Source organism: Mucilaginibacter sp. (genome assembly GCF_036383575.1).
Lineage (GTDB): Bacteria > Bacteroidota > Bacteroidia > Sphingobacteriales > Sphingobacteriaceae > Mucilaginibacter.
Genome location: NZ_DASVOB010000103.1, coordinates 1 through 6,345 on the forward strand (window position 1 = coordinate 1; position 6,345 = coordinate 6,345).

Consider the following 6,345-nt stretch of genomic DNA (forward strand, 5'->3'; position numbering starts at 1 on the left):
CCATTGAGAATAACCTTGCCGAAACCGCTTTTTTTGTGAAAAACGGGGATGGCTACAAATTGCGCTGGTTTACACCGGAGTATGAGATTGACCTTTGCGGGCATGCTACGCTGGCATCGGCACATATCCTGTTTTCGGAACTGGGCTATGAGGGTGATACTATTCACTTTGAAACTGTAAAAGCCGGAACGCTCGCCGTAAAGCGTGATGGCGATAAATATACGATGGATTTTCCATCGCGCCCGCCAATTCCCATTGAGGCGCCGAACGGACTGGCCGAAGCGCTTGGCGAAAAGCAGCCTATAGCCTTTTTGCGCTCGCGCGATTACTTTATCGTTTATGAAACTGAACAGGATATCAGGGAGCTTACGCCCGATTTCTTCGCCATGTCAAAAATGGATACCGTGGGTATCATAGCTACCGCACCCGGCGAGAGCTCTGATTTTGTTTCCCGCTTTTTTGCCCCCGGCGCAGGCATTCCCGAAGACCCGGTTACCGGATCTGCACATTGTAACCTGATCCCGTACTGGGCAAAACGCCTGGGTAAAGATACGCTTCATGCCTATCAGCTTTCAGCCCGCCGCGGCGAACTTTGGTGCGAGCTTAAAGGTGATAGGGTGTTGATGAGCGGTAAAGCGGTTACTTATTTGAAGGGGGAGATAAGGGTTTGATTCCTTCTTCATGTCATCGCAGGGAGGAACGACGAAGTAATAGCGCAGAGGCATAGCCGCCCTGTAAAGCAAGCGATTGCTGCGCTGCGCTCAATGACATATTTTTAACTACATCAACCTTTCACCTTTAGCCTTTTTCCTTTCGCCTCAAATCAAAATATACTTTCAAAACTCATTTTTTTATGATTACTTTGGAGGTTTGGACTGTGCAAAGTACTTAATAAATTAAATGCAGCTTACCCGTTTAGAAATCAAGGGTTTCAAGAGTTTTGGCGATAAAATAACCATCAATTTTAATGAGGGTGTTACCGCTATTGTGGGGCCTAACGGTTGCGGTAAGTCCAACGTTGTTGATAGTATCCGTTGGGTTTTGGGTGAGCAAAGCACCCGGGCGCTCCGTTCGGAGAAGATGGACAACGTTATTTTTAACGGTACCAAGAGCCGTAAATCGGCCAATCTTGCTGAGGTTTCCCTCACTTTCGATAATACAAAAAACATACTGCCTACCGATTATTCGCAGGTTACGCTTACCCGTAAGCTTTACCGTACCGGCGAGAGCGAATATCGTTTAAATGATGTGCAGTGCCGTTTAAAGGATATTACCGATCTTTTCCTGGATACAGGTATAGGCTCTGATTCGTATTCTATTATTGAGCTTCGGATGATCGACGAGATCATCACCAATAAAGAGGGTTCACGCCGTAACCTGTTCGAGGAAGCATCGGGCATTTCTAAATACAAGTTGCGCAAAAAGCAGACCTTCAGTAAACTGAAGGAAACCGAGGCCGACCTGGCCCGTGTTGACGACCTGCTTTTTGAGATCGAAAAGAACCTCAAATCACTGGAGAACCAGGCTAAGAAGACAGAACGGTATTATCGTCTTAAGGAGCAGTATAAAACACTAAGCATTATGCTGGCCTCGTTCAGGATAGTGGCTTTCAGCGAATCATTAAAAAAGATAGAGGAGCAGGAGTTAAAGCACAAAGCCGATAAAGGTGATATTATAGCCCAGATTGATACTTTAGAAGCTACCCTGCAACAGCAAAAGCTGGATAGTATCACCAAAGAGAAGAACCTGTCTGTTCAGCAAAAAACAACCAACGAGTTTGTTTCCAAGATCCGCGCTTACGAAAGTGAAAAGAAGATCAAGAATGAGCAGCTAAAGTTTCAGCAGGATAAAGAATCGCGCTTAACGGATGAGCTGGAGCGGGATAAAAACCAGCTGAACCACGTTTTATATAACATTAAGCGCTTAAGTGAGGAAAAGGCTACCGAGGATGAAACCCTGCAAGCTATTCAAAGCAGGGTAACTGATTTGAAGGAAGCAGTTGACGAATTGCGTGCACAGCAAACCGAAGCCCGTAATGAGCTCAACGAGCTTAATAATATCAATACCCGCCTGCAAAACCAGGCTTATAAGGCAGAAAAAGACCTGGATATATTGCAAATTCAGCAGCAGGCTTTGGAGCAGGAGAGCCAGCGGAATATGGAAGATACCACCAATAAAGAGGTGGAACTTTCGCACTTTAACCAGGTAGTTGCCGAGTTGCAATACCGCAAAGAAACGCTTGACGATGAATTTCAACAGGCCGTTGAGTTTGAAAATAAGCTAAAAGAGCAAATTGCCGAAACCGACGTTGAGCTGAATTCGGTTAAAGATACTATCATAAAAGAAAGCCGTCGCCTGGATGCCAAGCAAAACGAATATAACCTTACCAAAAGTATGGTTGATAGTTTGGAGGGCTTCCCGGAATCGATCAGGTTCCTGAAAAAGAATACCGACTGGGCCAAAAACGCGCCGCTGTTCAGCGATGTGCTTTTTTGTAAAGAGGAATTTCGGGTAGCTATTGAAAACTACCTGGAGCCGCTGATGAACTACTATGTAGTTGAAAGCTATGACGATGCGGTGAAGGCTATTAACCTGTTGAGCAATTCGGCTAAAGGACGGGCAAACTTCTTTGTGCTGAACAACTATGCCGATGAAGTTGCTGCGCAGGTAAATTTTGAGAAAGTTGATGCTATACCTGCCCTCGGCGTTATTGAGGTTGAGAAACGTTACCTGCCGCTTTGTAATTACCTGCTTAAAGGTGTTTACCTGGTTGATGATGATAAGGAAGGGCAGATAAACAGTGAAGCTTTGCCTCAGGGCGTAACGTTGATTGGTAAAAGCGGCAAGTTCAATAAATCAAAGCATACCATGGCCGGCGGTTCGGTAGGTTTGTTTGAAGGTAAAAGGATCGGTCGTGCTAAAAACCTGGAGAATTTAGCAAAGGAGATCAGGGGAATAGAGAACCAGGTAGGTGCGTTCCGTACTAAATCTGATGAATTGCAGAATAAGCTTGCTGCTTTACGTTCATCAACCAAAGCTGCTGAGATCAACGAACAACAATTGATCATTAACAGGTTGAATACGGAACTGATCACTGTTAAAACCCGGCAGGAACAATACCAAACCTTTATTGAAAACAGCCTTAACCGTAAGGAAGACATCGCCCGCAAAATTGCCGGGATAAAGGATGAAATGGCTGCTCTGCAACCGCAATTGGCCGAACTGAAAACCCAGCGGCAGATCCAAAGCGATTTACTGGCCGATAAGCAAATGGCTTTTAACGAGCTTAACGAATATGTATCGGTACAATCAAACGCATACAACCAGGAAAATATTCGCTTCCATCAGCAGCAAAACAAGGTGTCGGGTTTAATGAAAGACCTCGACTATCGCGATACGCAGCAGGAAAGCCTTGAAACCCGCATCAGGCAAAACAGCAGTGAACTTGAAAAGGTAAAAGTTGCTATACAGGAAAACCTGAAGCTGGCCGATAACTCGGACGATAACCTGCTTGAAATGTACGAGCAGAAGGAAAACCTGGAAAAAGCTACACAACAAGCCGAACAGGAACACTATCAATGGCGCGGCCTGATCACCGAAAATGAAAACCAGGTAAGTTCATTAAGGCGAAAAAAAGAAAACAGCGAAGTTATTGAGAACGAGCTGCGCGATGAACGTAATAATTTAAAGATAGACTTGAACGCACTGAAAGAACGCCTTTCGGTTGAGTTTAATATAGATATTGAAGACCTGCCCGAAAGCGAAGTGCCTGAAGGTGAAAATGAGCAGGATCTGCGCGAAAAAGCCGAAAAGCTGAAAAAACAGCTGGATGATTTTGGCGCTATAAACCCGATGGCAGTAGAGGCTTATAACGAAATGAACGAGCGTTATACCTTTATCCAGGCCCAAAAGAAAGACCTCAGTGAAGCTAAGGCATCATTGCTGGCTACCATACAGGAGATTGACGATACAGCTAAGGATAAGTTCATGACCGCCTTTATGATGGTACGTGAAAACTTTATCAAAGTGTTCCGTTCACTGTTTAACGAAGAAGATTCATGCGATTTGATTCTCACTGATCCTGATCATCCGCTCGAATCGGATATTGATATCATCGCTAAGCCAAAAGGTAAGCGCCCATTATCCATCAACCAACTATCAGGAGGGGAGAAGACACTTACAGCAACAGCTATCCTGTTTTCGTTATACCTGCTTAAACCGGCACCATTCTGTATTTTTGATGAGGTTGATGCGCCACTGGATGATACCAATATTGATAAGTTCAATAACATTATCCGTACCTTCTCCAAAGAGTCGCAATTCATCATCGTATCCCACAATAAACGTACTATTGCCAGTACCGATGTTATTTACGGTGTAACCATGGTTGAGCAGGGCATCTCCCGCGTAGTTCCCGTTGATTTAAGGGAACTGGCTGATTAGTAGCTTAAAGCATAAAGCTTTTAATTTCGTCGTTGTTGGTGATAACACCACAATGGCAAGATGCGGCTCAATTGAAAATGTTGGTTTAAAAAGCCATGTCATTGCGAGGAGGCACGACGAAGCAATCTCGTAGCTATACAGAGCGGATATGCATTGGCTACGAGATTGCCGCGCTACGCTCGCAATGACATACTTTTTTAAGAGGTAACTTCATCTTCCGGACACTTGTGGTGACAACACCAACAACGGCAAAAAATAAAAAAGGCGAAAGGCCTTTTAGCCCTTCGCCTTTTGAATATCCTTAATAAACTTATTTCTTCTTTTTAAACACTGATGGCGTTTTAAGCATCAGGCCTTTTACCTTATTACGGGTAAACTTCTGCTCCATTACACGTTTTTGATCGGCCGAAAGTACGTTTTTAGATGAGGTGGCCAGACTTTGCGTTTGTACCGAGGTAGTTTTGTATTTACCAGTTGATATATAGCTTAAAGCTTGCGCCAATAAACCTTCTGTAGGATCGCCAAAATCTTTGGTCAAATCGTCAGTAGCGCTAACCCCTTTGTAAACACCTTGTCCTGGTGTCATGCCGGTATAGTAATCACCGTTATTAGCCGAGTTTTTTGTGGAAAACATAGGCATATACAGTTGGTATTTATTGATATCAATGCCATAAAAACCAACTGGTTTACCATAAGTAACCGAACCTATCAATTGAACTTCCAACTCCGGAATAAGATTATTGATGGTCAATTCACTTGCCGAGGCAGTACCGCCCCCAACTATAAAAAATATCCGGCTTAAGTTAAGTGAACCCACTTTTTGAAAGTTAACAGTTTGGTTACTTACCGAGAAAAAGCCTTTTGGGATCTCGTAAAGGTTTTTAAACAGTGTATAATTATCGCTCGTAAGCTTATCATTAAAATAAGCAGTATACATTTTAGTGCCGTTTTTAGCTGATGGCACCAAAAGGTTATCAAAATATTCTGCAGTCTCTACTGATCCGCCGCCGTTATACCTTAAATCAATGATCAGGTCAGAAATGCCGGTGAAGCTGTTTAAGGCCTCCAGAATTTTAGGTTTGGCATTAGTTAAATCGGTAAAAGAATTGAAAACCATATAACCTGCCGTTTTGCCCGAACCCACATCTAATGTTTTATAAGTGATAACCGGATTGATGGTGTAATTAGCAGTGCTCATCGTTACATCAAGCGTGGTATTATCAGGCCTGGTTAATGTCATGGTTATAGTTTTGCTATAAGCATAGGCTTGTATTACAAACTGGGTAGTTGTGCCGCCGTCATCATAAGCAAGGTCCGTACGACCATTGATCTTGGTGATCTGGTAACCGCGTTTAATACCTTTCAGATCAGCAGGTGAGCCTGGGTATACGTATTTGATCCGCAAATCTGAGCGGGAGGGGTAGAATACCGAAAAGCCGAAGTCGCCGCCATTGCCGCTTAATTCGTTTGATACCGATCCGTCATCAATAAATGAATATTTAGCTGTACCGGTATTATCGTAATACTCGTACGGCTGAGAGGTTGCCGGATTTATGGCATATTGGGATAAATGGTCAACCTCGCTGCTTAAGCCGGTAATAGTGTCGCTGCTGACATAATTACGGGGCTGAAAGTTTTTATAAGTAGGGAGCTGGTTATACCATAAATAGGTTTCCTGCGGATAGAGATAAACCGAATCTCTTATACGGTCAAGCGCGGTGCCGGTACTTGTGGGACCTGTACCGTCATCGCCGTTATTAACCGGTTTGTTTTTTTTACAGGCAGAAAGCGGAGCGATAGAGATAAGGACTAAAAAGTAAAATATTTTTCTCATATGCTTGAGTTTAAGTATTTAAACGCCTTGTTATTAAGTATGTTATAATTATTACTATAAAAAATCTT

The 6,345-nt window shown here is 43.4% G+C and carries 3 protein-coding genes; 2 read left to right on the forward strand and 1 reads right to left on the reverse strand.

From position 1 onward, the window contains the following. Positions 1–671: PhzF family phenazine biosynthesis protein (locus VF500_RS03835; RefSeq protein WP_330858400.1), on the forward strand; the 671-nt coding region annotated here is incomplete at its 5' end. Between the two features lie 229 nt (positions 672–900). Beyond that, positions 901–4,443 (forward strand): chromosome segregation protein SMC, encoded by a 3,543-nt coding sequence (gene smc / locus VF500_RS03840; protein ID WP_330858401.1) that lies wholly within the window; start codon positions 901–903, stop codon positions 4,441–4,443. A gap of 310 nt (positions 4,444–4,753) precedes the next feature. Here smc and VF500_RS03845 read toward each other — a convergent pair whose 3' ends face one another. Further along, the gene (locus tag VF500_RS03845) at positions 4,754–6,277 is read right to left on the reverse strand and encodes a S41 family peptidase (RefSeq protein WP_330858402.1); all 1,524 of its coding nucleotides are present in this window, start codon (positions 6,275–6,277) and stop codon (positions 4,754–4,756) included. Positions 6,278–6,345: the final 68 nt, after the last annotated feature.